The sequence below is a fragment of the Terribacillus aidingensis genome, from assembly GCF_900215625.1.
GTDB lineage: Bacteria > Bacillota > Bacilli > Bacillales > Amphibacillaceae > Terribacillus > Terribacillus aidingensis.
This window is the reverse complement of sequence record NZ_OBEK01000001.1, coordinates 865,611-891,771: the sequence shown is the minus strand read 5'-3', so window position 1 is coordinate 891,771 and position 26,161 is coordinate 865,611. Positions and strand designations below refer to the sequence as shown.

Genomic DNA, 26,161 nt, shown 5'->3' with positions numbered 1-26,161 from the left:
CCTCTTTTCTAAAAGATTCTTTTCACCTGCCAAGTTCCGTTATTATTAATTAATCTTACCCTAGCTTCCTCTATATTAGCATGCTCGTCCGTTTGATATGAGAAAAGAACAACAGCCTTTGTATATGAATAATTAATGATATTAATTTTTAATTCCCACCAGTGAAAACCATTATTATCTGATAGAGCTTTTATTAAAGTTGAATAAATATCTGTACTTATAAAATTACAAGTTACCACATCCTCTTGCAAACCCTTTACAATATTATTGTTTACTTCATGTGTGAAGTGAATAAGGATGTCATTTATTTTCTCGACAACTTTATCCGATTTGTACATTACCACAGAATTAATACATTTTCTTTGATCTGGAAGAGTAATTTCATTTAGTTGGATTGCGTTAAGCAGGTCTTTTAAATTATTTACATCACCTTTAGGAAAGATCCATCCATTAACACCGTTTTCAACTATATCTCTTGCCCCATCTGTATCAGAAGAAATGACCGCCACTCCCCGACAGAGCGCTTCTATTAATACTAATCCAAACCCTTCAAAATCAGAAGGTAAGACCAGTACAGAGGCATCATCTATCTCATTCCAAGGTTCAGTTCTCCAGCCCAGCCATGATATTTTATCACTAATCTGTAAACTTTCCGCCAGATCATGCAGCATATGCTTATCTGGCCCGTCTCCTATAACGGTTAGGCTCCAGTCTCCTTTCACACCCTTTAATGCTCTCAGCAATACATCAAGCCTTTTTTCTTTATTACTCAGTCGGCCAATAAAAATTATTTTTAATTCTTCAGATCGAGCAATTACATGTTGATTAACATCTACTGGATTACTAATCAAATATACTGGTTGTTCCTCGATATAATCAGTAATTGTACGACCTATACTTGAAGAAATAGCGAGGTGAGCATCACTATAATTTAAATACCTTTCTCCCCCAAAATAGGCTGGAGGTCCATGCAACCAAGATAAGACCGGTGTATTTGGCTTGAAGCGAGCAATAGCTGTCCTGCAAATGTAGCTTAGTATAGGGGCATGCGTTGCTATGATTACATCTGGCAGGTCACTATCTTTCAAAAAGTTTGCATAACCCATTTGCATAGAATGCACCGTCTCTTCTTCCACCTTAGCTTCTTGACCGTAATAATAAATTTCAGTGATTGTTTCCTCCCACTCTCTGTATTTTGGAGGATGTGATTGTAACACACGCACTTTATGTCCTTTATTCACGAGGCCTTTTGATACTGTAGTCAGCACATCTTCTAATCCGCCTTTTCCTTCTGCATACCCTAAAACTATATCTATTAACATGAAACTGCACCTCTGCTTTTCGTTTTTTTTCAATTAAAAACGCACCTACTAATAAGGTGCGTTTTATCATATTTCCAATAACATCTGTTCAAATGTAATGCTATCTTTGTATATATCCAAAGCCTCCATTAGATATGGCTCAGGATCCGAGTCTGTTTCAATTATCTGTTCATAAAAACGGTAATCTCCTTGGAACTTTCCTAAAGCCTCTTTCGCAATTCTATTAGCTTCCTGTTTATTTTCCTGAGCTCTTAACCATAAAATTACATTTAAAAAGTCCTGACTTTCCAGTGTGTGAGATTCAGCTTTCTCATAAAAAGACATTGCAAGGTCTTCTTGTGAAAGTGAGAAGAAGATTCCGCCGAGTTTCGCATAAACGGAGGGTGCAAACAAATTAACATAATCTAGCAGTTCATTGGCAACCTCATAGTTGTTGTATTTAAGCAACTTTCTAATCATATAACAGAATTCTGATGTATACTCCTCTTTTTGTAACACAGACACATCAAATTCCTTGTCAATCAAGAAAGCTAAAAAAGAATTCCTGATGATGCTCTTATAAACCTGACTTAATTCCTGTGAAGGGTTAAGTCTGTTAAGTAAATAAATATCACCAGCGTCCAGGTATTTTTTCTTTAATGCCAAAGCAAGCTTTTGTTCATCTTTCCCAAACAAATCATTCTTTAGTGCCTTGTTTTGTATTAAAGAGATTTTAACTTGAATAATATCTAAGATATTTTCTTCTATTTCGAATTCCTGGGTAATTAAATCTGCAAGCTCATATAACCCATCGTTTAATACAAACAGCAAGACATCCTCCAAGTTATTTTTTAGAAATGGCTTGGCAAAATCCAGTGTTTCTTTAATCGAGGTATGAATTGCGAATAATCTCATAAGGCTTGTAAGAGATTCAAAACAATGATTATTAACATTTAAAGCTTTCGAATAATATTGTACAGCTTTGTCCATATTCTTCTCTATTTCATAAACTCTACCTAATCTCAATGCAGGAAGGTATTCAATAAAATCAGAGCTTTTAACCACCGTTTTAAAAGACGCTCGCTCACTTAATATCAATGTAAATACTTGTTTGGCATCTTCTTTTCTTCCTTGAGCTAGATAAATAGCCCCCTTCATATACAAGAAGTCCGCTGCATCGGAGTAAATTCTTGTTGCATCTTTAAGAATCTCTAATGCATCATTATATCTATTTAACGTAAATAAAGTTTCAATAATATTTAATAAGCATATAGGAACCCAGTTAATAAATGGATCTTCCTTTTTCTTATATGCTTTCAGATAAGCATCAAGGGCCTGCTCATATTTCTTTTCTTTCTTTAATTCATTGCCTAGATTGTAATAGTCAAAGCCCTCTTTTCCTTTTTTTAATTGTAATTTTAATAACTTGGTGTTCCTGTCTGTTTTTGATTTCTTTTTCACTACGTCATCTAAGTATCCAGAGTGATAAGCAATAAGGTCTGATAAATTGACAGTTATATTTTTATTATCTTTGTGTACGAGTTGCTCGTGTATAGCTCTAGTATAATGATATTTACCTGTATTTCTATATAATCTCACATGCTTATTCTCTAATGTACGTGTCCCATCGACACCTACAAAATTCACTATGTTAATAGCAAATACGTCTTCTTTTGTGTACTTTAAGTTATCAATTACATGTTTTGCGTTCCCTGTTTCCAAGAATTCATCTGCATCTAATACTAAAATCCAATCACCTATAGCTTGACTAGCTGCAAAGTTTCTGGCATCTGCAAAATTATTATTCCACTTATAATGAAACAAACGTGCACTTTCGTACTCTTTAATAATCTCAATTGTACGGTCAGTTGAACCTGTATCTACAATAACTATATCGTCAACCAAATTAACTACGGAATCTAAGCAACGTCCAATTACTTTTTCTTCATTCTTCACAATCATGCAAAGAGATACTTGTGGTTTATTCATAATACACCTCAATCTATAAAAATACTGATCCAAATATGTTGGATCAGTATTTTTATAGGCGAAATAAATTCGCCTATAACATTATTATTGTAGAAGTTGCAATACACCCTGCGGCTGTTGGTTAGCTTGTGCAAGCATAGACTGTGCAGCTTGAGAAAGGATGTTGTTCTTCGTGAAGTTCATCATTTCTTCAGCCATGTTAACGTCTCTGATACGAGATTCAGAAGCAGTTAAGTTTTCAGAAGATGTTTGCAAGTTATTGATTGTGTGATCCAAACGGTTTTGGTATGCACCAAGCTTAGAACGCTCAGCAGATACTGTTTCAATCGCAGCGTTGATTGTAGAAATCGCAGCGTTAGCATCACTTTGAGAAGAGATGTTAATACCTGCTGTAGCAGATGCCCCTTCTACTCCTAGAGCAGACGCTCCCATGTCAGAAATATCAAGAGAAATATTTTGATCTTGGTTAGCACCAATATGGAAAGTAAGAGCAGTTCCAGCATCAGTAGAATCAATTTCACCGTTGATTAGTTTCTTCGTGTTAAATTCAGTATCTGTTGAGATACGAGTGATTTCTTGAGCCAACTGATCTACTTCTTTTTGAAGTTCAGCACGGTCTGTATCTGTGTTTGTATCGTTGGCAGACTGTGTAGCCAATTCACGCATACGCTGTAGGATAGAATGAGTTTCGTTCAAAGCACCCTCAGCAGTTTGGATCAAAGAGATACCGTCTTGTGCGTTTTTAGAAGCCATGTCAAGACCGCGGATTTGTCCACGCATTTTCTCGGAGATTGCTAGACCTGCAGCATCGTCTCCCGCTTTGTTGATTTTAAGACCAGAAGATAGTTTTTCTAGTGATCCTTGTGTTGAATTTTGGTTAGCGCTCAATTTGTTGAACGTGTTAAGTGCTGCAATGTTATGATTGATTCTCATTTTAAAAATTCCTCCTTGAGTTTAAGTACAGCCCACATCCTTGTGGTTTTCTTGGTTAGCAGCGGTCGGCCGCCCGCTGCTTTCCTTTGCTGTACTATATATATCGGAGGTTTTTACTAGATGTTTAGCTTTTTTCTTCATTATTTTTTAAGAAATTAAGTAAATCGACTGAGGTATTTGCCGCAGTACTATTCTCCTGCTCGATAGCAAGATAAACTTCCTTTCGATGTATAGTTATTTCCTTAGGGGCATCAATACCCAGCTTAATTTGCTCTCCATCTATACTAAGAATCGTCAATTCAATATCATTACCAATTTTAACTGACTCGCCAACTTTTCTTGTTAGTACAAGCATTATTCTGCCCTCGCTTTCTCAGTCTGCAAAGGGTTGCGTGTAGAGAAGCCATCTGAGAGAATAATCTGTTGACCTTTAAGGGCATCCGTGTTGATAACGAGCGGTGCTTGCAAGTTGATTGTGCTATTCGAAAATGGATTACGTAAAGTTAATATAGATAAAATTTTAACTTGTTCTGGCTTCGTTATTACTAGTTCCGCTTTTGTTTGTTCACTCAAATCGAAAGCATAATCCTGATGGAAATGGTATGGGCTCGCAACGATAAAAGCTACATGAACAGTGACGGTGCTTTGCAGAATCTGAAACAGCGGATTTTCCGGAAAATCAATTAATATAAATGTCTTTTCTTCTGGAAATCCTGGTATTCCCTTGTCAAAACGAATAACCGCCTTCTCATCTACTGACATACCGCCAAAGTATTTTGTTTTAATATTCATTTCAAAACTCCTTATATATTCATCTCGAACCCGTTGACTCCATAGAACTTCAAGTTATCAAAATCCACTTTAAGTGATTGATACTGCGCAATACCTGTATCTACTTGACCACGCTGAAATTCAAATTGAGGTTTATGCGGTGTATTCTTTATTTCGGGCTGATTAACCTTTACATTAATGTTTAATTCAGATGGCTGATAGTCAGACTTAACAGAAAACTGGGAAGGAATCCATCCTATTGCAAAGTCTTTTAGCTTCCGCTCCGCAATTCGCCTTGCTTGATTTGCAATCGGATTCCCGCCATTTTCAATCTCCATCATTTCCTTGCCTTCTTGGACGCGGCGTGTGATGCCTTCCAAGTAAGATTTTTTCCCTAGCTTTGCAAAGTCTTCTGTTCGCTTAAAAACAGATTTTAAATCCATATCATTCCAAGCTTGTGTCTGGTCGATTGTCAGCTTGGATGGTGTCGTATGCATTGTAATTTCAGCATGCGGCTGACGGATTGATTGCTCAGCTTCTGGCTGTTCTATCTGAACCGCAGCATCCGTAATGGTCAAACTAATCTTAGCTTGCTGTGACTGTAATCGTACCTGTGGCATATCCATGTCGATTACTCCTTTCTATACAAAAAGCTCCGCCAGCTGGCAGAGCTTTATACATTTATCTTAAGAAATCCATTAGTGTCGGCTGGATGATACGTGCCCCAGCTGACATTGCTGCTCGGTGTACTGCCTCTTGAGAAGTAAGATTCATAATAACCTCTTCCATTTCGGCATCTTCATTATCGGACATCAGCTTTGTTGCAGAAAGTTCTTGATCATCCAAGCGAGATGCCACTAGGTCCATCCGATTCATGCGAGCACCTAGGTCAGCACGTTCATTCACAAGATTATTTATGTTCTCATCAAGTGCGCCTATGTACTGATCTAGATCCTCATCCGATCCTCCTGAACGAAGTGCAGCAGAAAAGTTTTCCAAGTCATTGAAAAGCTTTTCTCCAAACACATTCCCTCCATTCACGTTCATCTTCACCTCAACGCCTTTGGATAAAGTAAGACTTACTGCATTAGTATTGAAATCAACAGTTGCACTGCCATCCTCATTAATAACGACTGGTGCAGTATCTGTCGCCGATCCATTGAAAATGTATTTCTCGTTAATCTGTGTATTTGCAACGGATGCCAGCTGTTCTTTCAGCTGATCTACTTCTTGCGCGATGTTTCCGCGCTGTCCTTCTTCATACGTGCCATTGCTTGCTTGAACTGCGAGCTCCCGGATTCGCTGAAGAGCACTCGTAGCATTACTCAGTGCAGAATCAGAGTTATCAATCCAAGTTTGCGCTTCGGATAGATTCCGCTTATACTGCTCCACATCTCGCACCTCGGTACGATAACTCATCCCTTTGGTAGCAACAACAGGGTCGTCAGAAGGTTTTGTAATCTTTTTACCTGAAGACAGCTGTTCAGAGTATTTATTCAAGTCGCTGTAACTGTTGCTCAAGTTACTCAGCATTCTATTAGACATCATACTTTGTGTTATACGCATCTGCTACTTACCTCCCTACTAATCCCATGTTGTTGATGATTCTATCAAGCATCTCGTCAACAGCAGTCATGCTGCGGGCTGCAGCGTTGTATGCGTGCTGGAACTTGATCATATTTGTCATTTCTTCATCAAGTGATACACTTGATACGGATTGGCGCTGCATGTCAGCTTGATCTACTAAAGAAATAGAGTTGGCTGCTTGTCTGTTTGCTTCCTGCGCTTTCACACCCAATGTTCCGATCATACCTTCATAGAAACTGCTGACAGAAGTATTACCTAAACCATCCATAGGTGTACGCATTGCTTCAGCAAGTTTCTTCGCATTTTCACCGTTTCCCGAAGTTCCATCGGCGCTCGCCGCGATAAGATCTGGGTTGCCATCAATTTCATCAGAAAGACTGATATTTGCTGCTGCTCCGTAAACCTCGTTACCAGCATCAAAGAAATCAATACCAGATAGCTCGCCAGCCTTTGTATAGCCTGCTTGCTGCACTTCATTCATCGCACTAGCAAAGCTAAATGCCATTTTATCAAGGTTCTGCATCATCTCCGGGTATGTTCCTTTAACAGAACCATCTTCCAAGTAGCCATAAGAGTCTATCAGACCTTTAAGCTCCCCTTTGGATGTAAATTCCTCTACCGCAATTTTGGTTTCGCCAAATGTTACGCTATCTACTGCTTGCATACCATTTTCATCTTCTCCATATTGCACAGATAGTTCCTGGAATGTTTTTGTCTCTGGGTCAACTAGAACTGCTTGTGCAGCACCTTGCTCATCAACTAATGTAATCCTAGCAATTCCCTGTGCCGCTTGAGGTGCTAACCCGCCTGATTTCTCATAATCCACCTTTATATTGACCATGGTTGATAGCTCATCAATAAGCACATCACGTTTGTCATACAAATCATTCGAAACCATACCATGCGGTTCCATATCGGCAATTTGCTTGTTCAATTCATTAATCTGATTCATATAAGAGTTGATGCTCTTTACAGACACATTATCCATCTGATCCTTCAAATCAGTACGAACGTTACTGAAACTGTTCGAAATGTAATTAAACGATTCTGCAACAGCTTGTCCCTTCTGCAAAGCGACAGAGCGAGCTCCAGATTCTTCTGGTGTTGCGGAAAGATCTTGAAGAGAACTCCAGAAATCATCCATTACGGCAGAAAGACCCGTATCAGAAGGTTCGTTAATGACGCCTTCCATCCGGCTTAGCGCATCGGACTTTGTATTCCAATAAGACGCCGTACCTGTTTGCGAACGGTATTGGGCATCCAAGTATGTATTTCTAATTCGTTCAATTGAACCTGCTTCAACACCCGTACCTTGCTGGCCAACGATTTGCGGACGGTTACGACCTGCAGCAGGGTAAGGTGAAATCTGTTCAAAGTTGACACGCTGTCTTGTATAACCATCCGTATTAGCATTAGCTATGTTGTTGCTTGTTGTATATAGTGCTGTTTGCTGCGCAAATAGCGCAGAACGAGCGATTTCTAATCCTTGGAATGTAGATCCCATCTATTTTTCCCCTTTTTTACCGATAGCTTTTCCGTATCTGTGTTATGCTTTGGAGTCGAATAATGAGCGATTTTGCGGTCGCTGCTCGTGTTGACTTGGTGTACCGTAATTCAATGATGAGATGGAGGGAGCAAGCATATCCAGAGAGATTTGCACAAATTGCATCGACTGCTCCAGCAGCTGCTGGTTGAGCGCTTCCTGTGTTTTGAGCTCTGTTACGGCTTCTGTAAGTCCGATTAATTCCGATTCCAATTGTTTGGCAGCTGATTCATCGGTTATCGTTTGCAGTAGCTCTGTCACCGTAGCAGGTACCGGAATACCGGCAGCTGCTGCCCATATCTCTGTTTGCTTGATGCGCAGCTGTTCCAGCTGCGCCGTTGCTTGCACATGCTTCTTTTCTGCCAGCAGCTGCTTTTGCAGGCTGTCCATATCATTTGCTTTCAAGTGATGTGTCTTCAAGCGGCTGATTTCCAGCAGACTGCGGTGCAAGGTATGCAATTTGTTAATCGTTACTAGTAAAGCTTGTAAAGCCATGGTTGCTCCTCCTTGGTCTTATGACCAAAAATCCATCATTTTCTTGGCGGTCTTCTCTGCATCGACTTTGTAATCGCCGTTTTGTACTGCGGCTTTTATCTGTTCCACATAGCTCTGGCGGCTTGCCTGAATTTTGTCGCCTTCCTGAAGCCGTTTTGCTTCCGAGGAAATCTCCAGTTTATCCTGACGCTGACTTGCTTGTTGCAAGTCGGCCTGCTGCTTGAGCTGTTTTGTGTACGGATTGAAACCGGATTGGTTCGGACCTTGTATTTTCAAAGATCTGCACCCCTTTCCAACTTCTTAACACTCTTACAGATAATATCGGTTCATATCGAGGAAATGTTAAGCAATTTAATCGATTTATTTCACTTATCTGTTCCCATTATAATATACGCGCTGCTCACTCGCTTTGGCTGTTTCCCGTTTTTGATCTAATTCAAGCGCCACGTCCAGCTCCTTGCGCATATCATCTTTACAATCTGCACACATTTCGCCTTCAGTAATCTGGTTGCTGCAGTTGCGGCAAGAATAAGACAGCATCGGGAATTGGCTCGGCTGCAGCCTCTTTTCGCGAACAAATTTAATAATCAATGACTCTGGAACTGTCGTTACTTCCGTGATTTGCTGGATCGTCGCTTGGCGATTCTCTCGCTTGCGTAAGTATTGATGCACCATTTGGAAGGAACGTTCTTCCTCTCGATGACAGTTCGGACAAATATCCCGATAATCTCTTGCAAATACGCTTCCACAGCGGACACAATTTGCTAGTTCTAACATAGGCTAACGCCCTCCTCCTAGTATAATAGGAACACCAGAAAGTGTCCTGTTTAGTATAATTATAGCACGTTAAGGTACTTAAGCCGCGGTTTCCGCGACATTTGGCATATGGGAAAGTTACCCCCTGATTAAGGTACAGGCCGCTATTTTTTGTGCGCCATTTTCCTTGAGCACTTGCGCAGCATGTCTCAACGTGGCACCCGTTGTATAAATATCGTCGATGAGTACGGTATATCGCGGACTCTCTCCTAACAAATAAAATGGGTTATCTGCCCTCATCCTGTGCCGCTTGCTGCGCTTAGACTGTTTTTCCCCGTGCTTTCTTCCCAGCACTTCTATTTGGGTGGCTCCTGTAAAATCTGCCAGCTCGGCAGCCTGATTGAAGCCTCTCTCTTGCATGCGTTCGTCGCTCAATGGAATCGGCACAGCAAAATACTGCTGATTACTGAAATGACGCTGAAATAGCTGCCGGAAAGCTTGTTCAAATACTTTTCCAAGTGCATAATCTCCGCGGTATTTCCACTGCGCGACATAATCACGTATAAAATAATTATAACTGTACAGCGATACATTCTTGTCCAATACAGCTTGGTAGTCTGAAGTTTCCCATTGCAAACAATCACTGCATATATCGGACCCTGCTTGCTTCATACAACTTGGGCAACCTTGATTTGTTAGCAGCGGAAAAGAACTTGCGCAGCTTTCACATAAAGACGTGAGGCGTTCCGGCCAAAATAATGTTGACCACATTGGTCTAGCGCTTTTCGGTTCGCCGCAGTACATACAGTTGTTCATAATTTCCTCGCTTGGCGGTTCATATATTGAATTGCCTGTACTGCCTGATCCATCGCTGTGCTTCTTCCTTCATGAAAAAAGACTACTTCCCCCGTCGGATCAGCAGGACTTCGGCCAGCTCGGCCGGCAATTTGCACAAGTCCTGCTTCGTCGAACACATCATGCGCGGCATCTAAAATCGCCACATCCACAGACGGGAATGTGACGCCGCGTTCCAGGATAGTAGTCGTTAAGATGATGGCAATTTCACGATTCCGGAAGGCTTGAACCTTCTCTTCTCTTTCTTTATCGGCAGCATGTACCGTACTGATAAGCGTTTCTGCTGTATTTTTCGAATGGATTTTTTTAGCAAAGGGATGTAATGCTGATATAGCATCTTTCTTCAGCGAATCAGCAAGTGCAACCGTCGGCAGAAACAGAAGCACCTGGCGCGTTGGATTTTTACGTTTTTGCAGCCACGTTAACAGTCCTTTCGGCAAAGATCCCTGCTTCAGTTTCTTGTGTAACCCAAAGCAAATTTTAGAAGATGGTACGGGAAGCGGATTGCCGTGGAAGCGCAGCGGAACAAACACATATGGCAGCGTTTTAGCTTTAATAGCCCGCTTTTCTTTTTTTCGAGGTGTAGCGGTGAGAAAAATAGAGGCGCACGCTGTTTTCTTGGCTTTATCAGAGGCAAAGTGAAGCATGGAATCAGCATGGTAAGGAAAGGCGTCGATTTCATCAATAATAAGTACATCAAAGGCCCGGTAAAAACGGAGCAGCTGGTGGGTCGTAGCTAAAATAAGCTGACCTTCTCCTGTCTTATCCGGGCTGCCGCCATATAAGGCCTGTATCGTGACATTTGGAAAAGCCTCATGAAAACGCGGCAGCAATTCCCGCACAACATCGGCGCGCGGTGTTGCCAGGCAGACCCGCTTGCCTTGCCGGAGGGCACATGTGATACCTTGAAAAAGCATCTCCGTTTTTCCTGCGCCGCAAACTGCATGTGCCAACAGCTTTTCATTCCGCTGTATCGCCCGGTCAATTGCATCGGCTGCGACTTGCTGATGCACAGTCAGCTCCCCGTCCCAGGCACAAGGGGCAGCATGAACTGGCCATTCCGGTTCAGGACCGGTCCATTCATAAAGCTGCTCACAAGCGCTGACTCTGCCCATTTGAATACAGTTCCGGCAATAAAGATGGGTTTGCTCACATTTTTGGCAGGCAATCGGTTGCAGATGAGCACCGCTGGCATTGCAGCGGCTGCAGTATGCCTGTCCTTTTTCTTTGCGAATACCTAGGATTTTCTTGAAGCATTGCTGTTGAAGTGCCTGTTTAAAGAGGGGAGATGAGAGAGGGATTTCACGGCGCAATAGCCTCTTGCCGCTAAAGTGCTTTGGTTCGATTTCCATATAACTGCTCCTTTCCTATTAAAAAAAGGGAAGATAAACTCTCCCCTTTTACACTTTATACCATGTCAGACCGATGGCACCTTCTCCAAGATGGGTACCGATGACTGGGCCAAAATAAGATACATCAATTTCTGAGTTTGGATACTCTGCCTGCATCTCTGCTCGAAGAGCTTCTGCTTCTTCGGGACGATTAGCATGAATAAAGCAAGCTCTCATTTTGTCTCCCCCTGCTGCTTGTTCAGCGAATAAGGACTTGATTCGGCTAAGAGCTTTTTTCTTGGTGCGAATCTTTTCATATGGAACAATGACTTTATCTTCAAAATGAAGCACTGGCTTCACTTGAAGCAAACTTCCGATAAGTGCTTGGGCACCGTTCAGACGACCTCCGCGCTGCAAATTGGATAAATCGTCCACCATAAAGTAAGCAATCATCGTTTGTTTCATCTCATCCAGCCGTTCCAGGATTGCTTCGACGGATGCACCTTGTTTTACCATTTGCGCTGCTTCCATTGCATAATACGCTTGCGGCATACAGCTAAGTTCGGAATCATAGGCATACACATCAATTCCTTCAACCATATCATCAGCCGCTACCATCGATTGATACGTTCCGCTTATACCGCTGGAAAGGTGAATGCTAATAACAGCATCGTATGTTTTGCTCAGTTCCTCCAGCTTCTCAATCACTTTTCCAACAACAGGCTGTGACGTTTTCGGCAAGCTTTTTTGCTGCTTGATTTTCTCATAAAATTCCGCCGTGCTAATATCGACTTCTTCCTCATACGTTGCATCGTCAAAGATGACCTGCAATGGAATCATATGTATATCAAAAGCTTCTCGCTGTTCTGGCGTAAGATATGCTGTACTATCTGTCATGACAGCAATTTTCATACTTATCGGTCTCCCTTACATTTTTTCACTCTTTCTTTTTATCTTACCTTATGACTGTCCTTTTTGCATATGTCTGCTGACCAATTCATTCTCTGCAAGCTGCGTATTTTTTACGTTTTTCTACAGGAGATGCGTAGATTCCTCCATATTTTTGCCGTAAAAAGAGAAAAGCCCGAGCGCATGCCCGGACTTCACATCTTATAAAACTTCAACCCAACCGTTGCGAATTGCAGTAACAACTGCCTGCGTGCGGTCGTTTACATTCATCTTTTGCAGAATATTACTCACATGATTCTTGACTGTTTTTTCACTAATATATAAAGATTCCGCTACGCCGCGGTTGCTCTTTCCGTCTGCAAGCAGCTGCAGCACTTCACATTCCCGGCGTGTCAGCAAATGCAGCGGACGGCGATGCTCGCCAATTTTACTGGAGATGGAAGAGTTGTTTTCCTCTGCTAAGCGACGGTATTCTTTTACAAGGTTATGTGTCACTTTCGGGTGCAAATAGGAACCGCCCTCACTTACAACCTTAATAGCATCAATTAAAGAATCCGCATCCATTTCCTTCAGCAAGTAACCTTGTGCGCCTGTCTTCAAAGCATGTGTAACGTAGTTTTCATCGTCATGGATGGAAAGGATAATAACATTAATATCCGGTCGGTGCTTAATTAGATCAGCTGTTGCTTGTACACCGTTTGTAGTAGGCATGTTGATGTCCATTAGCACGACATCAGGATTGTATTTTTCGACGAGTTCAAGTGCCTCTGAACCGTCATCCCCCTCTGCGACAACCTGGAAAGCTGGTTCAAATTCGAGAATACGCTTTACTCCCTCTCGAAATAGCTTGTGGTCATCAATCAATAATATACCAGTACTCATGTGGTTTGCTCCTCCTACAAATTCATGTCTTTTTTTCTTTTTTAGCTGGATGTTTAAAATGTTTAAAGTAATAATTGTTTTTAAATAAGTCCGTTAACCAGTCTCACGTATCGGATGACGTTAGTGGCATGCTTCTAATTATAAGCACAATTACCTGTTTCTCGCCACTCTTATCCGTCTGTGAGCGGGACTTTGATTAAAACTCGAGTACCTTTCCCAGTTTCCGAATAAAAATTAATGGATCCATCGAGCATTTCTACTCGTTCCCGCATTCCGATTATGCCGAATGAATTCTCTTTCTTCTTGGAAACATCAAAGCCTCTTCCATCATCTACGATACTAATGACGACGAGTTCCTGCATCACTTCTAAGCGAACTTTAATCGTTGTTGGTTCTGCATGCTTAACAGCATTTTGGACCGCTTCTTGTGTCAAACGAAACAATGCTACCTCGTACTTCGGATTCAAGCGTTTTTCTGCTTTTAGAGCGGTAAACTCAATATGAATATTGTTAAATTCCTCAATATTATTCAAATATTTTTTGATGGTAGGCAAAAGTCCAAGATCATCAAGCGCCATTGGACGAAGATCATAAATAATACGGCGAACCTCATAGAGTGAGCTGCGGACCATTTTACGCATATTCCGGATTTCAAGCAGTGCCTCTTCCGTGCTCCTCTCGCGAAACGTCCGATCAACCAGCTCAGAACGAAGCAAGATATTGGCAAGCATCTGTGCCGGACCGTCATGCATTTCTCTCGAAAGGCGGCGCCGTTCTTCCTCTTGTGCTTCAATAATTTTCAATCCAAATTCCTGCTTTTCCTTCGCATCGTGAATCAGCTGGGAAACTTGTTTGAAGTCATCGTTCAGATAGTTGAGAACAACACTGATTTTGCCGACAAGCCCTTCGGCGCGTTTCAATTTTAATTCAAGGCTTTGCAGCCTCCGCTGCGTTTCATCACGCCGCTCCCGAAGAATTTTTTCCTTTTCACGAGACATACGAAGCTCACTTTGCAGCTTATGCGTCTGCTCGTACACTTCCCGGATTTCTTCTTCTGAATAGCGGTCGAAATCGCGGCTCACATCAGACAGACGCATCTTGGAATAGCGAACCTTCTGTTCGAGCTGATCGCCTACTTTAATGATCTCAGCCACTTTTTCCTTTGTGAGCTGCAGATCAGCAAGAAGCTGCTCATACTCTATGCGCGATTCTTCTCCTATGTAAAAAATCTCATCCTTGCTATTCTCGACAGCTTCCACCATTTCTTTGATGATGGAATCGAGCGCTTTGTCTTCGATTTTTTTTGCCATTTTCTTTTTCTCCACCAATCTATTGTGCTATATCATTCGAATTACCTAACTGCTTTTGGGGGGTTACGGAATACTTTTCTGTGTAATTCGTCACATTTTCTGCTATCTTTATATAATGAGTGCTCAAGGAGGTAAAACGCAAGATGCTTACTACTTATTTTACCGTAAAAACGGAAGGCGCACACGAAATTGTTATCCAAAAATCCCGGTTTATTGGTCATGTAAAGCGTGTCGAGACGGAAGAGGAAGCAATCGCTTTTGTACAGAAGATAAAAAAGGAACATAAAGATGCTACCCATAACTGTTCTGCTTACATGATTGGCGAGCACGATTTAATACAAAAAGCCAGTGACGACGGCGAACCGAGCGGTACAGCAGGTGTACCAATATTAGAGGTGCTGAAGAAAAAAGGGCTGAAGGATACAGCAGTAGTGGTAACAAGATATTTCGGCGGCATCAAACTTGGAGCTGGCGGCCTTATCCGTGCTTATTCAGGTTCTGCATCTCAATCGATTGATACAATCGGAGTGGTACAAAGGCAGCTGATGCAGCTAGCCGAGGTGCATATCGATTACACGTTACTTGGGAAAGTTGAGAATGATTTGCGGCAATCCGCTTATACTTTGCAGAACATTGATTACGCTGACCGTGTTATCCTGCATACTGCAATGGAATCAGGTCAAGAGCAGGAGTTTGAAGCATATATAACCGATTTGACCAATGCCCAAGCTGAAATCAAATTCGGCGGACAAGAATATGTAGAAAAAGATGTGTAAACGTCATCGGACGTCTGCACATCTTTTTTTCGACAAAATTTATTCCCCGGGAAATTAATTAGTCCCCTGCTTGATAATCAGCAGCTTTTAACCCGCTCAAAGCTCCTTGATCCGCTATAATCGTTACATTTGGATGCTCCTTAAGGATTGAAGCCGGGAATGCTTCCGTTACATCCCCATAAACAAGTCGTTCCAATACTGCGGCTTTTTGTTCGCCAGCTACTAGCAGCAGCACTTCCTTGCTTTCCATAATGTTTTGAATCCCCATTGTAATAGCATGTGTCGGCACAGCCTCCAAGTTGGGAAAGAACCGAGCATTTGCTTCCCTTGTTGTTTTGTCCAGTTCGACCACATGTGTCCGCTGCTCGAATGGTGTATATGGCTCGTTAAAACCGATATGACCGTTTAATCCGATGCCAATTACCTGCAAATCGATTCCGCCAGCAGAAGCTATCTGCTGCTCATACTTAGTGCAAGCTGCTTCTAAATTCGCTGTTTCACCATTCGGAAGATGTGCAGCAGTTTCCGGTAAATCGACTTGGCTGAACAAATGCTGATTCATATAATAAGCATAACTATTCTCATCGCTCGGATGAATTCCAACATACTCATCTAAATTAAAAGTCGTTGCTTTTGCCAAAGAAAACCGTTTTTCTTTGTAAGCCGCAACTAAAGCTTCGTACAAGCCGACTGGTGTAGAACCAGTTGCAAGCCCTAGGACCGCCTCGGGCTTATGGGAAAGTTTTGTAATAATCTTTTCAGCAGCCATTTGGCTTAATTCTTTATAATCTTGTGCTTTTTCCATTGTGAGCATTCTCATTTCTCCTTCTGATAAGCCAATTTTCCTCTGCAATAGGTTGCCTGTAACGCCAGCTCGTCATCCAGCAGCACAATATCCGCATCCTTCCCTACCTCAAGAGAACCTTTTCGCTCATAAATGCCAAATTGCTTTGCCGGATTTTCTGCTGTCATCTTCACAATATCCGCAACGGACGCATCTGCAAAGTCAGCCATATTTCGGATAGCATCCTTCATTTGCAGCATACTGCCCGCGAGCGTCCCATCAGGCAAGAGTGCTTTGCCATCTGCCACGGTTACAGCTTGTCCGCCCAGATCATACGTACCGTCTTCCAAGCCTTTTCCGCGTAACGAATCCGTAATAAGCATCAATCTCTCAGCACCGACATTTCGGAAAATCAAACGAAGCATCTCTGGTGCAACGTGAATGCCGTCAGCGATTAGCTCACAAGTTAACGAAGTTAGCAGAAATCCTGCTCCTACTGCACCAATATCACGATGATGGATGCCATTCATTTGATTGCACAAATGCGTCAGCTGACTAATGCCATGGGCGGAAGCTTCTTTTATTTCTTCAAAAGTGCTGTCGGTGTGCCCTGCCGCAGCAATGACATTACCTGAAACTAGCATTTCTGTGAACTGATAGTTGTCGTCACGTTCTGGCGCCAAGGTCACCACCTTGATCTTGCCTCCCGCTGTTTCTTGCCATTTAGAAAACAGCGCCGTGTCAGGTTTCTGAATATGCTGCAGCGGTTGTGCCCCTGCTTTTCTTTCGTTCACAAATGGACCTTCTAAATGCACTCCAATCAATTCAGCCTCACCTTGCTTGTTTTGGAACAATCCCACCTGTTCCAAGGCAGATTCAATAGCTGACTGACTTTGGGTAATTGTTGTAGCTAAGAAAGTGGTTGTACCTTCATTCGGCAGCCATGCTGCTATTTTATGCAAGCTTTCCTGCGTGGCATCCATCGTATCGGCACCCGCCGCTCCATGAATATGCCCATCAATAAAACCTGGCAATGCCAAGCGGTGCTTTCCATCCACTTCTAGCGCATATTCAATAGCAGGATTATTTTCGCCCATCTCTACTATTACCCCATTTGCTATACCAATATAACCGTCAATGATTCGATCAGGCGTGTAAATACGGATATTCCGAAGCAATATGTCACCCATTTCCGTTTCCCTTCTTTCCTTATTATCATCTACAGCCTAGCATATTGCGAAAGAGAAAGAAATGAGAATGTAAACGCATTCGTCAGCTTTGATAGATAAACAAAAAGAGCAGCGCCGATTGTCGGTTCGCTGCTCTTTCAGTTATGGCTCGCTGTTCGATATGATTGTAATTCTTGAATTAGCTTTGTCATCATGTCAGTTGTATCATTGATCTGTTTGTTCTCAGTCTGTGAGATTAATTTTACAAGGATGTTTTTGTAGATTTCCTGCTCTTTCACTATGTCACCTCGTTTGGTAAATCGATACTATACGATATGTACGTAAACTGTATCACGTTACACCTAGTGACTATACCACATTTCATGCAAGAACATGTCCAATTTTGTAAAAATAAACATATTCAATTAGGAGCGCTTCCAATAGAGATGGTACAAATTCCTCCCAATAATTACTACAATTAGCCCTGCACATGCCCCAATTGTGTCAATCACCACATCTCCGACATAAGGTGTCCTGCCAGGTGTTAAGCTTTGGTGAAACTCATCAAAACACGCATACAGAACGGAAACAACCAATGCCAGCTGCAGCGACACACGATACTTAAAGCCAAACCCTTTATATAGTGCCGTACATGCCAAGATGGCAAGAAAGAAATAAACAGTAAAGTGAGCTCCTTTTCGAATGAAGAATTCTACAAAGGAATAAATGCCTACTGCCTCCACACTAACTTCGTTTCCATGATAGGTAAACTGGATAGGTGACAAATAAGGCACGAGCGGACTCAAATCGATATGAGAAGCGAGCATCGGTTTGATATCCTGTTCCTGATAGGGGGTAGCGGAAAATAGGTATATAATGATGATACATGCCAGCGGCAGCATCCCATAAACCCATCTTTTTATGCTCATTATTTCCCCTCCCTTTTTCTGGATAAGATTAGATTATAGCATAACCAATCGCATTAGGGCAGTGTATCCTATGCGGTGGTTTACTAAACATTTACATGAAACAGCTTTTCCGCCGGAAATTAATTAGATATAATAAACTAGAAAAACTAGCCAATAATGCTTGTATACTAAAGGAGAACCTATGAAACGATTTGCTGTCATATTAGTCATTGCCGGACTGCTGTTAGTCGGATACGGAGGCTTCGAATGGTATACCACCTCCCAAGCACAAAAAGAGTCCTTGTCAGCTGCTAAATCCATGCTTCACGAAGCACATGCGGCAGAGAAGCTCACTCCCGAGGAAGAGAAAGAAGAAGCAAGTACCTTTGAACCCGGCCAAGGCGATGTTGCCGGTGTCCTGTATGTCCCTAAGATTGACGCGGAATTACCAATTGTGGAAGGCACAGATGCCAACGACTTGGCGAAGGGAGTCGGCCATTATAAAGGAACGGCTTATCCGCTTCAAAATGATCAGATTGTTTTATCCGGGCACCGCGATACAGTATTCCGCAATATGGGCGAAGTAAAAGTGGGCGATACATTTGTCGTGGAAATGCCATATGGTTCTTTTACATATAAAGTTGAAAACACGAAGATTGTTGATAAGGACGATTTAACTGTTATTGTGCCTACTGCGCCTGATGAAGTATTGACAGTTACAACTTGCTATCCATTTTCTTACGTAGGTGATGCACCAGAGCGATTTGTCTGGACAGCTGTACCCGTAGAAACAGAATAAAACCGAGCAGCTCAGGCTGTTCGGTTTTTCGTTTACCTTTTTTGCTTCTTTTTAGTTCTTGCAACCCTGACCAACATAATCCATTCAGTTACCAGGATTTAACTTCTTCTCTACATTTCGCAAATGAATCAAACATTGCAACCGTGCCAGCTCTGCTTCCCCTGTCTTAATTGCATCATATATTTCCTTATGCTCCACATAAATCACTTGTTTATTACGCAGTAAGTCTTCTTTATCTTCAAACGACAAAGCCAGTGCTTTCTTATAAACAGTATCCAAATTGGCAAATGTCTGAATCATGACTGGATTATGCGTCGCTTTCATCACCGCCAGATGAAAAGCGAAGTCCGCATCCCGCCCTTTATGCATCTCGGTACCATCTGCATCCTGCATCAGCTCCAATGCCGCACGCATCTCAGCAAGTTCCTTTTCTGTACGTCGTTCCGCTGCCAGCATTGCTGCTTCTGGCTCCAGAATTTTGCGCATCTCGAATAAGTACTGAAAGCTGGCTAAATCTGATTCATCTACCATCACTTGATGAAAGTATTCACCGTGAAATGCCTGCTCTACATAAGTTCCGCCACCTTGCTTCGAAGAAACAGCTCCTTGTGCTTTTAATTCACTTAGCGCTTCTCGAATGGATGCACGGCTCACACCATATTTTTCACACAGTTTCTTTTCAGTTGGAAGTTTTTGTCCCGGTTCGATTTCCCCTTCAACAATTTGTTCCAAGATTTCGGCCGCAATTCGATGCGCCATTTTCTCCTTCTTCATAATTACGTTCTTTTTCTCCTTTTTGTCTGACAAATATTTTTTAACAGGAATTGTACATTACTATTCACTAATACTTTTCATCACTAAATCGTTGATATATCGCATTTCCCTCTACTCATTTTCTATTTTATCATGCCTTTCTCATACATCAAGATTTTTTTGCCTTACAAATTTATCTTGCAAATTATCGTTTATACCGTTTACAATCACAATAGCGAGGGGGTACTTGTATGGAAAGCGAATTGAAACAGTTAGCACAAACTGGTCCTATTCCTCCGAAAACCTTCGGACAAAAACTCCGCAACGTCGGTCCGGGCTTCGTAACGGCAGCGACGGGTGTCGGAACTGGCGATCTTATCGCCGCGCTTGTAGCCGGTTCAGGCTTCGGCATGATGCTCGGCTGGGCAATTATATTAGGTTCTATCTTCAAATTTTTCCTCACCGAGGGTGTTGGCAGATGGCATCTCGCTACCGGCAAAACGATGCTGCAAGGCTGGCACTCACTAGGTAAATGGGCAACAGGCTATTTTGGCGTCTACAGCATCATTTGGGGTGTGCTTTACGGAGCTGCAGCAGGTTCCACAAGCGCGCTGATGATGCGCTCTATGTTCCCGATTATGCCGCTTTGGGCGTGGGCAATCGTGCATCTTCTGGCTGCGTTCGCATTAATCTGGACTGGAAAATACCTGCTCTTTGAACGATTAATGCTCGTTTTCATCGGTATTATGTTTATTACGGTAGTCGGGACAGCTGTCATCCTGCTCCCGAATATTAGCAACATCATCCAGGGAATAGTTATTCCAAGAATGGATGCTGGCAGTCTCCTGCTTGTTATGGGGTTAATTGGAGGCGTCGGCGGTACAATTACAATGGCTTCTTATGGCTATTGGCTGCAAGAAAAGAAATGGAAAGGGAAAGCTTGGATTTCCATGATGCGCGTTGATAATAGCGTGGCCTACACCGTAACCGCCATCTTCACCTTATCACTTATGGTAATTGGTGCCGAGTTCCTGCACAGCTCTAGCATCAAAATTGAAGGCGAAGAAGGCTTAATCATCCTGTCAGGAATGCTGGGAGAATCCTTTAATGGAGTGGTATCGTGGATGTTTATGCTTGGTGCTTGGTGTGCCGCCTTCTCCTCTTTGCTCGGTGTATGGAATGGCGTACCATATCTGTTTGCAGATTTCATTCGTACGATCCGAAAAAAGGGACAGTCTCAGAATCAGCCAATCTCTGAAAAAGATCCTGCTTATCGTTTCTATCTTTTCTGGCTTACTTTCCCGCCAATGCTGCTGCTCTTCTTCGATAAACCAGTCGGTCTTGTACTGCTTCAGGGAGCACTTGGTGCATTCTTGATGCCATTCTTAGCCATCACACTTATGTGGCTCCTTAACTCGAAGCGGGTGGAACTAGATTATCGAAACGGCTGGGTTACAAATGGCATATTAGGAATTAGCGTCGTATTGTTCTGCGGTTTAATGATCAATGAATTGATCAATATGTTCTAATATGCTGAGGGAAGGCACATATTGTGCCTTCCCTCTCTGTCAGCTTTCAAAATTGACAAACAGCCAAAATAGTAATTATCATTACTATTGGCACTCTTATACTTTCATCACGGAGGACATCATATGAAGCGTTTTAAAATTGGACTAGCTTACCAGATTCTAATCGGACTGGTGCTAGGTATTATTGTTGGTGCAATATTTTATGGCAGCGAGACTGCCGTTAATGTATTACAGCCCCTTGGGGACTTATTCCTGCGGGCAATTAAGATGATCGTTGTGCCGATCGTTATTGCCTCTATCGTTGTAGGGATTGCAGGTGTCGGTGACATCAAGCAAGTTGGTAAACTAGGTTTTAAAACAATTTTGTATTTCGAAATTGTCACAACTATTGCATTAGTCGTTGGACTAGCTTTCGGTAACATCTTCCAGCCAGGTGCCGGTATTGACCGTTCCGAATTAGAAACAACAAGCATCTCTCAATACGAGGAAACGGCCGCAACACAGGAAAATCATTCTGTTGTTGATACTTTCCTAGAGATTATCCCGACAAACGTTTTCCAATCGATGGCGGAAGGTGATATGCTCGCGATTGTATTCTTCTCTGTCTTATTCGGAGTAGGAGTAGCAGCAATCGGGGAGCGCGGGAAGCCAGTGCTTTCCTTCTTCCAAGGCGTCAGCGAAACGATGTTCTGGATTACAAACCTTGTTATGAAACTAGCTCCTATTGGTGTATTTGGCTTAATTGGTGTTACAGTAGCCAAATTTGGTCTGGAATCACTTATTCCGCTAGGTAAACTTGCAATTATCACATACGGAAGTATGCTATTCTTCGTTGTCGTTGTGTTTTCTATTATTGCGAAGATTTGCGGCGTGAATTTGTTCAAAATGCTTCGCATGCTGAAAGATGAATTACTGCTGGCATTCTCTACAGCTAGCTCTGAAACAGTTCTTCCTAAGATTATGCAGAAAATGGAACACCTAGGTGCGCCAAAAGCCATTACATCTTTTGTTGTACCGACCGGTTACACATTTAACTTGGACGGCTCTACGCTTTACCAAGCTTTAGCTACATTATTCATCGCACAAATGTATGGTATTGATATGTCAATTTGGGATCAGCTGCTCGTACTAGGTGTCCTTATTGTCACATCTAAAGGTATTGCCGCTGTACCTGGTACAAGCTTCGTAGTTTTGCTAGCGACATTGAGCGCTGTTGGACTTCCGGCAGAAGGTTTGGCCTTCATTGCTGGTATCGACCGTATCCTTGATATGGGACGTACTGCCGTAAACGTTGTCGGAAACTCTTTAGCAGTTGTTGTTATTTCCAAATGGGAAGGCAAATTCAAACTGAATGAAAAAGCACTAGAAAAAGCAAGCTGAGCCTAATCAGCTTGCTTTTTTCATACCCACAAAATCCGGAAATGCGTGCCGCCTATTATATAGTACAAAAGCGGTAAATCCTCAGCGACTACCTGGCCTATTACATTAACTTTATTGTCCTGCGGCAGCGTACGTCTGGCAATTTGAATTTCGCCTTTATAACGCAGATACAAATCATTGTCTATTGTAATAGCACCCTCTCTCCGCTCTATACAATTGGAAGGCTCTATCTTTACATTCTTGAACATCCCGCTCATACGGGATTCCTCAGAACGAATCACATCACGTGCATTATCTGGACGGTTCTGTGTTCCTTTAGCGAGCAGCTGATGCGCATCACTTGCAGCGCCGAGAGCTTGTGCGCGAAGTGTGAGGGTCCTGTTAGCCAATTGCACTAACGCCTCCTCCGAGACATCCGGGTCACCAATCAAAACTTTATCTACGCCATATGCTTTCAATTCTGTAAAAGCAGCATACGTGCCATAAGTGCGGTGCTGCTCTAATGTTGGTAAACCTTGATACAGCGGACCGCGTCGGTTGCGATCACCCGGGATAAATGCTTGCACCTTTAATCCGTGCGACTGAAACATACGGTTCTTATCTAAAAAGTCACCAAGAGCCAATCCTGTTTCTGGTCGGGGATAAAAATTATGCCACACCTCTGTATGTGCTGCAGATAAACCTTTCTCTATCAAACGAACTAATTGTGCTTCCGTCAACGTACTAGCGTTCAGTGCAATTGTCATCTGTTGCGATAACCGGATAATCACCTCTTCCTCGATTCCATAATCAATTCGCAAACCTGTCAAACCCCAGTCCAAAACAATGTCAGCAGATTGCCAATTCAAGCCGAGTTTCTCCAAGCTGGCTGCAGAGATATCAGCGATGAACTCCATCCCCAATGAAGAAGCGATTGATCCGATGAATTGCAATTTCGTTCGATACACTGATGCATCTTCTTCCGGGATGTGCAGGGAAGTGAACAAGCTCCGGAATCCTGCAGTATAGTACTTTTTAATGCTTTCTTCCTCAATAGAATCGTTTAAGTAGACAGCTATCCCTAACATTGTTGCCCTCCTATGCAGAAGAGGCGCCAGCCGACGCCCTTTACCTTAAATGTCTTTCGCCATCTCTTCTTTGAAGCCGAAGAAATAGGTGAAGAGAAACCCAGCAACGTACGCAGCAACGATACCGATAATATATTGCAGATATTTCCCTTCTGCAATAAGCGGGATTAACGATAGACCAGATACCCCAATGGCTTTTGCACCTGTTGCAAACAAGGCCTGTACGGCACCGCCAGCAGCAGCTCCTAAACAAGCTGTAACGAATGGGCGGCCGAGCGGCAAGGTGACGCCGTAAAGAAGCGGTTCTCCAATTCCAAGAAAGCCAGCAGGCAGCGCTCCTTTAATAATGTTTCGCAGACGTTTGTTGCGTGTTTTTACGAAAATGGCAATCGATGCTCCAACCTGGCCGCCGCCAGCCATCGCTAATATTGGAAGCAATGCCGTAAACGTGAATGTCTGGATCAGCTCTACGTGAATCGGCGTCAATCCATGATGCAGCCCAACCATAACGAGCGGCAGGAAGAACCCAGCTAGCAAAGCACCAGCAACAACGCCGCCCACATCCAAGACAGCATTAATACCAGAAGTGATCCCATCTGACAGCACACCGGCAACCGGCATAATTACAAGCAAAGAAGCTACTCCGACAAACAGTACAGTTAAAATAGGTGTAAAAATAATATCAATACTATTTGGCATAAACTTGCGCACACGCTTTTCAATAAAACTCATCAGCCAAGCTGCGAAGATAACACCAAATAACCCGCCGCGTCCTGGTAAAAGTGTCTCTCCGAAAAGGGTGATATTGGCGAGTGCTGGGTTGAAGAGAATCATTCCGGCAATGGCTCCGAGCACTGGCGAACCGCCAAACTCTTTCGCTGTGTTCCATCCGACTAGAATCGCGAGGAAGCTGAATAAACTGCCGCCGATCAGCTGAAGAATTTGTACAATAGCAAGTGTCGGATCAGCCCCAGCATTGACCGCAAAGCTCACCCCGCCATTAATGATACCGGAAGCGATCAGCCCCGGAATAAGGGGAATGAATATATTTCCGATACGTCGCAGCAAAAACTTAAGCGGTGTTTTATTCATTTCCTTCATCTTTTCGCGTTTAATTTGCGCCTTCTCTTCAAATGTCAGGTTATCTAGTTCAGCAGCTTCTTCACCAACACCAAGTCCGGTCATACGGCTGATCTCATCTGTCACTTTATTAACGGTTCCAGGACCGACGACTATTTGAATCGTATCATCCACGACAACACCCATGACGCCATCAATTTGTTTCAATGCATCAAAATTAACTGCTGCGTCATCCTTCACCCGCATACGAACCCGTGTCATACAGTGCGTTAAAGCAACCACATTATCCGAACCGCCAACCTCGCGAAGGATTTGCTCCGCCAATTGATTCATCTTCGCCATCCTGATTCCTCCTCTTTACACTTTTATCGCTGACCGAACAAACCCTCCTGCTTCCGCTAGCTTCTGGGCAGCATCTTCCTTTGACAAATCAAGCAGCAGCATGACAATAGCCGTCTTCACATGACCATCTGCATGGTTGAATGCATCTTCTGCAAGGCTGTAAGGAGAACCCGTCGCTTCCATGATGATCCGCTTGGAACGCTCTTGCAGCTTGTCGTTCGTTGGTTTTACATCGACCATTAAATTTTCATACACTTTTCCGATGCCAACCATACTGGCGGTCGAAATCATATTAAGCACCAGCTTTTGTGCCGTCCCAGCTTTTAACCGTGTGGATCCAGCCAGGACCTCGGGACCCGTTTCCACTTCAATTGCAATACGAGCGTGCTTGGAAACAGCCGCATCCCGATTGCAAGCGATGCTGACTGCAGCAGCGCCTACAGCTGCTGCATAATCGAGTGCGCCGATTACATAAGGCGTCCTGCCGCTTGCTGCAATCCCAATGACCGTGTCTTTTGCACATAACCCTATTTCCTCTAGCTCTTTTGCTCCAAGACTTGGATTATCCTCAGCTCCTTCTTTTGCCTTCCGAAAAGCCGACATTCCGCCCGCCAGCAAACCTTGCACCATGTAATCTGGTGTGCTGAACGTTGGCGGACATTCAACCGCGTCCAAGATACCGAGTCGGCCGCTCGTTCCCGCACCCGTGTAAATCAGTCTGCCGCCTGCTTGGAAAGTGGCAATCACTTGTTCTACTGCTGCTGTGATTTCTGGCAAAGCCGCTTCTACTGCGAGCGGAACCGATTGATCTTCTTTGTTCATAAGCTGCAGCACTTCTTTTACAGAAAGCTGATCCAGCTGCATCGTGCTTGGATTACGTTTCTCTGTCGTCAATTTATCTAGCATATGCTT

General features: G+C 43.0%; 27 protein-coding genes. 4 read left to right on the top strand and 23 right to left on the bottom strand.

The features are described 5' to 3' along the window. Nucleotides 1-8 precede the first annotated feature (8 nt). The 16 genes from CRO17_RS04230 to CRO17_RS04155 all read right to left on the bottom strand — a co-directional run bounded on the left by CRO17_RS04230 (nt 9) and on the right by CRO17_RS04155 (nt 14,662). Nucleotides 9-1,322 carry a glycosyltransferase gene (locus tag CRO17_RS04230; protein ID WP_097039562.1) on the bottom strand — a complete coding sequence of 438 codons (1,314 nt, stop codon included), beginning with the start codon at nt 1,320-1,322 and terminating at the stop codon, nt 9-11. Between the two features lie 66 nt (nt 1,323-1,388). Beyond that, the gene (locus CRO17_RS04225) at nt 1,389-3,290 is read right to left on the bottom strand and encodes a glycosyltransferase (protein ID WP_097039560.1); all 1,902 of its coding nucleotides are present in this window, start codon (nt 3,288-3,290) and stop codon (nt 1,389-1,391) included. An 84-nt stretch (nt 3,291-3,374) separates the two neighbouring features. Then, nucleotides 3,375-4,223 (bottom strand): flagellin Hag, encoded by an 849-nt coding sequence (gene hag / locus CRO17_RS04220; protein WP_097039558.1) that lies wholly within the window; start codon nt 4,221-4,223, stop codon nt 3,375-3,377. A 124-nt stretch (nt 4,224-4,347) separates the two neighbouring features. Then, nucleotides 4,348-4,578: a carbon storage regulator CsrA gene (gene csrA / locus CRO17_RS04215; RefSeq protein WP_097039557.1), complete on the bottom strand. Its 231-nt coding sequence runs from the start codon at nt 4,576-4,578 to the stop codon at nt 4,348-4,350. Continuing rightward, on the bottom strand, nt 4,578-5,015 hold the full coding sequence (gene fliW / locus CRO17_RS04210; protein WP_097039555.1) for a flagellar assembly protein FliW: 438 nt from the start codon (nt 5,013-5,015) through the stop codon (nt 4,578-4,580). Before fliW ends, csrA begins: the two co-directional genes overlap by 1 nt. An 11-nt stretch (nt 5,016-5,026) precedes the next feature. Continuing rightward, nucleotides 5,027-5,620 carry a DUF6470 family protein gene (locus CRO17_RS04205; RefSeq protein WP_097039553.1) on the bottom strand — a complete coding sequence of 198 codons (594 nt, stop codon included), beginning with the start codon at nt 5,618-5,620 and terminating at the stop codon, nt 5,027-5,029. Nucleotides 5,621-5,675: 55 nt separating this feature from the next. Further along, nucleotides 5,676-6,560: a flagellar hook-associated protein FlgL gene (gene flgL / locus CRO17_RS04200; protein ID WP_097039552.1), complete on the bottom strand. Its 885-nt coding sequence runs from the start codon at nt 6,558-6,560 to the stop codon at nt 5,676-5,678. 7 nt (nt 6,561-6,567) lie between these two features. Continuing rightward, complete coding sequence (gene flgK / locus CRO17_RS04195; protein WP_097039550.1) at nt 6,568-8,085, bottom strand: flagellar hook-associated protein FlgK; 1,518 nt, start codon at nt 8,083-8,085, stop codon at nt 6,568-6,570. Nucleotides 8,086-8,127: 42 nt separating this feature from the next. Beyond that, entirely contained in the window at nt 8,128-8,619 is a 492-nt protein-coding gene (locus CRO17_RS04190; RefSeq protein ID WP_097039548.1) for a flagellar protein FlgN, read from the bottom strand. An 18-nt stretch (nt 8,620-8,637) separates the two neighbouring features. Then, complete coding sequence (gene flgM / locus CRO17_RS04185) at nt 8,638-8,895, bottom strand: flagellar biosynthesis anti-sigma factor FlgM (RefSeq protein WP_097039545.1); 258 nt, start codon at nt 8,893-8,895, stop codon at nt 8,638-8,640. Nucleotides 8,896-8,988: 93 nt separating this feature from the next. After that, nucleotides 8,989-9,396 (bottom strand): TIGR03826 family flagellar region protein, encoded by a 408-nt coding sequence (locus CRO17_RS04180; protein WP_097039544.1) that lies wholly within the window; start codon nt 9,394-9,396, stop codon nt 8,989-8,991. Between the two features lie 117 nt (nt 9,397-9,513). After that, nucleotides 9,514-10,047 (bottom strand): ComF family protein, encoded by a 534-nt coding sequence (locus CRO17_RS04175; RefSeq protein ID WP_097039541.1) that lies wholly within the window; start codon nt 10,045-10,047, stop codon nt 9,514-9,516. 140 nt (nt 10,048-10,187) lie between these two features. Continuing rightward, a complete protein-coding gene (locus CRO17_RS04170; RefSeq protein WP_097039540.1) occupies nt 10,188-11,582 on the bottom strand; it encodes an ATP-dependent helicase ComFA in 1,395 nt (464 codons plus the stop codon). Nucleotides 11,583-11,630: 48 nt separating this feature from the next. After that, nucleotides 11,631-12,473 carry a DegV family protein gene (locus CRO17_RS04165; RefSeq protein WP_097039538.1) on the bottom strand — a complete coding sequence of 281 codons (843 nt, stop codon included), beginning with the start codon at nt 12,471-12,473 and terminating at the stop codon, nt 11,631-11,633. Between the two features lie 198 nt (nt 12,474-12,671). Beyond that, complete coding sequence (locus CRO17_RS04160) at nt 12,672-13,352, bottom strand: response regulator (protein WP_097039536.1); 681 nt, start codon at nt 13,350-13,352, stop codon at nt 12,672-12,674. 170 nt (nt 13,353-13,522) lie between these two features. Continuing rightward, complete coding sequence (locus tag CRO17_RS04155; protein WP_097039533.1) at nt 13,523-14,662, bottom strand: sensor histidine kinase; 1,140 nt, start codon at nt 14,660-14,662, stop codon at nt 13,523-13,525. A 143-nt stretch (nt 14,663-14,805) separates the two neighbouring features. Between CRO17_RS04155 and CRO17_RS04150 the strand changes: the two genes are divergently transcribed. Further along, nucleotides 14,806-15,438, top strand: coding sequence for a YigZ family protein (locus tag CRO17_RS04150; RefSeq protein WP_097039530.1), 633 nt, complete (start codon nt 14,806-14,808; stop codon nt 15,436-15,438). Nucleotides 15,439-15,496: 58 nt separating this feature from the next. Here the strand turns inward: CRO17_RS04150 and nagB are convergent, their stop codons facing one another. From nagB to CRO17_RS04135, 3 genes are all read right to left on the bottom strand, one after another. Next, nucleotides 15,497-16,252 (bottom strand): glucosamine-6-phosphate deaminase, encoded by a 756-nt coding sequence (nagB, locus tag CRO17_RS04145; protein WP_097039528.1) that lies wholly within the window; start codon nt 16,250-16,252, stop codon nt 15,497-15,499. A gap of 2 nt (nt 16,253-16,254) precedes the next feature. Beyond that, the gene (gene nagA / locus CRO17_RS04140; protein ID WP_097039526.1) at nt 16,255-17,412 is read right to left on the bottom strand and encodes an N-acetylglucosamine-6-phosphate deacetylase; all 1,158 of its coding nucleotides are present in this window, start codon (nt 17,410-17,412) and stop codon (nt 16,255-16,257) included. A 404-nt stretch (nt 17,413-17,816) separates the two neighbouring features. Further along, entirely contained in the window at nt 17,817-18,320 is a 504-nt protein-coding gene (locus CRO17_RS04135; protein WP_097039524.1) for a VanZ family protein, read from the bottom strand. Between the two features lie 181 nt (nt 18,321-18,501). Here CRO17_RS04135 and CRO17_RS04130 point away from each other — a divergent pair, with 181 nt between their 5' ends. Beyond that, nucleotides 18,502-19,098: a class D sortase gene (locus CRO17_RS04130; protein WP_097039522.1), complete on the top strand. Its 597-nt coding sequence runs from the start codon at nt 18,502-18,504 to the stop codon at nt 19,096-19,098. 84 nt (nt 19,099-19,182) lie between these two features. Here CRO17_RS04130 and CRO17_RS04125 read toward each other — a convergent pair whose 3' ends face one another. Beyond that, nucleotides 19,183-19,872, bottom strand: coding sequence for a FadR/GntR family transcriptional regulator (locus CRO17_RS04125; protein WP_097039521.1), 690 nt, complete (start codon nt 19,870-19,872; stop codon nt 19,183-19,185). A gap of 230 nt (nt 19,873-20,102) precedes the next feature. Between CRO17_RS04125 and CRO17_RS04120 the strand changes: the two genes are divergently transcribed. Both CRO17_RS04120 and CRO17_RS04115 read left to right on the top strand, forming a co-directional pair. Further along, nucleotides 20,103-21,380 (top strand): Nramp family divalent metal transporter, encoded by a 1,278-nt coding sequence (locus CRO17_RS04120; RefSeq protein ID WP_097039519.1) that lies wholly within the window; start codon nt 20,103-20,105, stop codon nt 21,378-21,380. A gap of 123 nt (nt 21,381-21,503) precedes the next feature. Continuing rightward, the gene (locus CRO17_RS04115) at nt 21,504-22,760 is read left to right on the top strand and encodes a cation:dicarboxylate symporter family transporter (protein ID WP_097039512.1); all 1,257 of its coding nucleotides are present in this window, start codon (nt 21,504-21,506) and stop codon (nt 22,758-22,760) included. A gap of 20 nt (nt 22,761-22,780) precedes the next feature. Here CRO17_RS04115 and CRO17_RS04110 read toward each other — a convergent pair whose 3' ends face one another. From CRO17_RS04110 to murQ, 3 genes are read right to left on the bottom strand one after another with little or no spacing between them, the layout of a single operon-like run. Next, nucleotides 22,781-23,827 (bottom strand): DUF871 domain-containing protein, encoded by a 1,047-nt coding sequence (locus CRO17_RS04110; protein ID WP_097039510.1) that lies wholly within the window; start codon nt 23,825-23,827, stop codon nt 22,781-22,783. Between the two features lie 45 nt (nt 23,828-23,872). Continuing rightward, on the bottom strand, nt 23,873-25,249 hold the full coding sequence (locus CRO17_RS04105) for a PTS transporter subunit EIIC (RefSeq protein WP_097039508.1): 1,377 nt from the start codon (nt 25,247-25,249) through the stop codon (nt 23,873-23,875). A 15-nt stretch (nt 25,250-25,264) separates the two neighbouring features. Continuing rightward, complete coding sequence (gene murQ / locus CRO17_RS04100; RefSeq protein ID WP_097039506.1) at nt 25,265-26,155, bottom strand: N-acetylmuramic acid 6-phosphate etherase; 891 nt, start codon at nt 26,153-26,155, stop codon at nt 25,265-25,267. Nucleotides 26,156-26,161 lie beyond the last annotated feature (6 nt).

What these genes read in the sequence shown, in the direction of transcription:
- CRO17_RS04230 (WP_097039562.1), bottom strand. Translation starts at nt 1,322, where the DNA reads ATGTTAATAGATATAGTTTTAGGGTATGCAGAAGGAAAAGGCGGATTA.
- CRO17_RS04225 (WP_097039560.1), bottom strand. Translation starts at nt 3,290, where the DNA reads ATGAATAAACCACAAGTATCTCTTTGCATGATTGTGAAGAATGAAGAA.
- hag (WP_097039558.1), bottom strand. Translation starts at nt 4,223, where the DNA reads ATGAGAATCAATCATAACATTGCAGCACTTAACACGTTCAACAAATTG.
- csrA (WP_097039557.1), bottom strand. Translation starts at nt 4,578, where the DNA reads ATGCTTGTACTAACAAGAAAAGTTGGCGAGTCAGTTAAAATTGGTAAT.
- fliW (WP_097039555.1), bottom strand. Translation starts at nt 5,015, where the DNA reads ATGAATATTAAAACAAAATACTTTGGCGGTATGTCAGTAGATGAGAAG.
- CRO17_RS04205 (WP_097039553.1), bottom strand. Translation starts at nt 5,620, where the DNA reads ATGGATATGCCACAGGTACGATTACAGTCACAGCAAGCTAAGATTAGT.
- flgL (WP_097039552.1), bottom strand. Translation starts at nt 6,560, where the DNA reads ATGCGTATAACACAAAGTATGATGTCTAATAGAATGCTGAGTAACTTG.
- flgK (WP_097039550.1), bottom strand. Translation starts at nt 8,085, where the DNA reads ATGGGATCTACATTCCAAGGATTAGAAATCGCTCGTTCTGCGCTATTT.
- CRO17_RS04190 (WP_097039548.1), bottom strand. Translation starts at nt 8,619, where the DNA reads ATGGCTTTACAAGCTTTACTAGTAACGATTAACAAATTGCATACCTTG.
- CRO17_RS04180 (WP_097039544.1), bottom strand. Translation starts at nt 9,396, where the DNA reads ATGTTAGAACTAGCAAATTGTGTCCGCTGTGGAAGCGTATTTGCAAGA.
- CRO17_RS04175 (WP_097039541.1), bottom strand. Translation starts at nt 10,047, where the DNA reads ATGAAGCAAGCAGGGTCCGATATATGCAGTGATTGTTTGCAATGGGAA.
- CRO17_RS04170 (WP_097039540.1), bottom strand. Translation starts at nt 11,582, where the DNA reads ATGGAAATCGAACCAAAGCACTTTAGCGGCAAGAGGCTATTGCGCCGT.
- CRO17_RS04165 (WP_097039538.1), bottom strand. Translation starts at nt 12,473, where the DNA reads ATGAAAATTGCTGTCATGACAGATAGTACAGCATATCTTACGCCAGAA.
- CRO17_RS04160 (WP_097039536.1), bottom strand. Translation starts at nt 13,352, where the DNA reads ATGAGTACTGGTATATTATTGATTGATGACCACAAGCTATTTCGAGAG.
- CRO17_RS04155 (WP_097039533.1), bottom strand. Translation starts at nt 14,662, where the DNA reads ATGGCAAAAAAAATCGAAGACAAAGCGCTCGATTCCATCATCAAAGAA.
- CRO17_RS04150 (WP_097039530.1), top strand. Translation starts at nt 14,806, where the DNA reads ATGCTTACTACTTATTTTACCGTAAAAACGGAAGGCGCACACGAAATT.
- nagB (WP_097039528.1), bottom strand. Translation starts at nt 16,252, where the DNA reads ATGCTCACAATGGAAAAAGCACAAGATTATAAAGAATTAAGCCAAATG.
- nagA (WP_097039526.1), bottom strand. Translation starts at nt 17,412, where the DNA reads ATGGGTGACATATTGCTTCGGAATATCCGTATTTACACGCCTGATCGA.
- CRO17_RS04135 (WP_097039524.1), bottom strand. Translation starts at nt 18,320, where the DNA reads ATGAGCATAAAAAGATGGGTTTATGGGATGCTGCCGCTGGCATGTATC.
- CRO17_RS04130 (WP_097039522.1), top strand. Translation starts at nt 18,502, where the DNA reads ATGAAACGATTTGCTGTCATATTAGTCATTGCCGGACTGCTGTTAGTC.
- CRO17_RS04125 (WP_097039521.1), bottom strand. Translation starts at nt 19,872, where the DNA reads ATGAAGAAGGAGAAAATGGCGCATCGAATTGCGGCCGAAATCTTGGAA.
- CRO17_RS04120 (WP_097039519.1), top strand. Translation starts at nt 20,103, where the DNA reads ATGGAAAGCGAATTGAAACAGTTAGCACAAACTGGTCCTATTCCTCCG.
- CRO17_RS04115 (WP_097039512.1), top strand. Translation starts at nt 21,504, where the DNA reads ATGAAGCGTTTTAAAATTGGACTAGCTTACCAGATTCTAATCGGACTG.
- CRO17_RS04110 (WP_097039510.1), bottom strand. Translation starts at nt 23,827, where the DNA reads ATGTTAGGGATAGCTGTCTACTTAAACGATTCTATTGAGGAAGAAAGC.
- CRO17_RS04105 (WP_097039508.1), bottom strand. Translation starts at nt 25,249, where the DNA reads ATGGCGAAGATGAATCAATTGGCGGAGCAAATCCTTCGCGAGGTTGGC.
- murQ (WP_097039506.1), bottom strand. Translation starts at nt 26,155, where the DNA reads ATGCTAGATAAATTGACGACAGAGAAACGTAATCCAAGCACGATGCAG.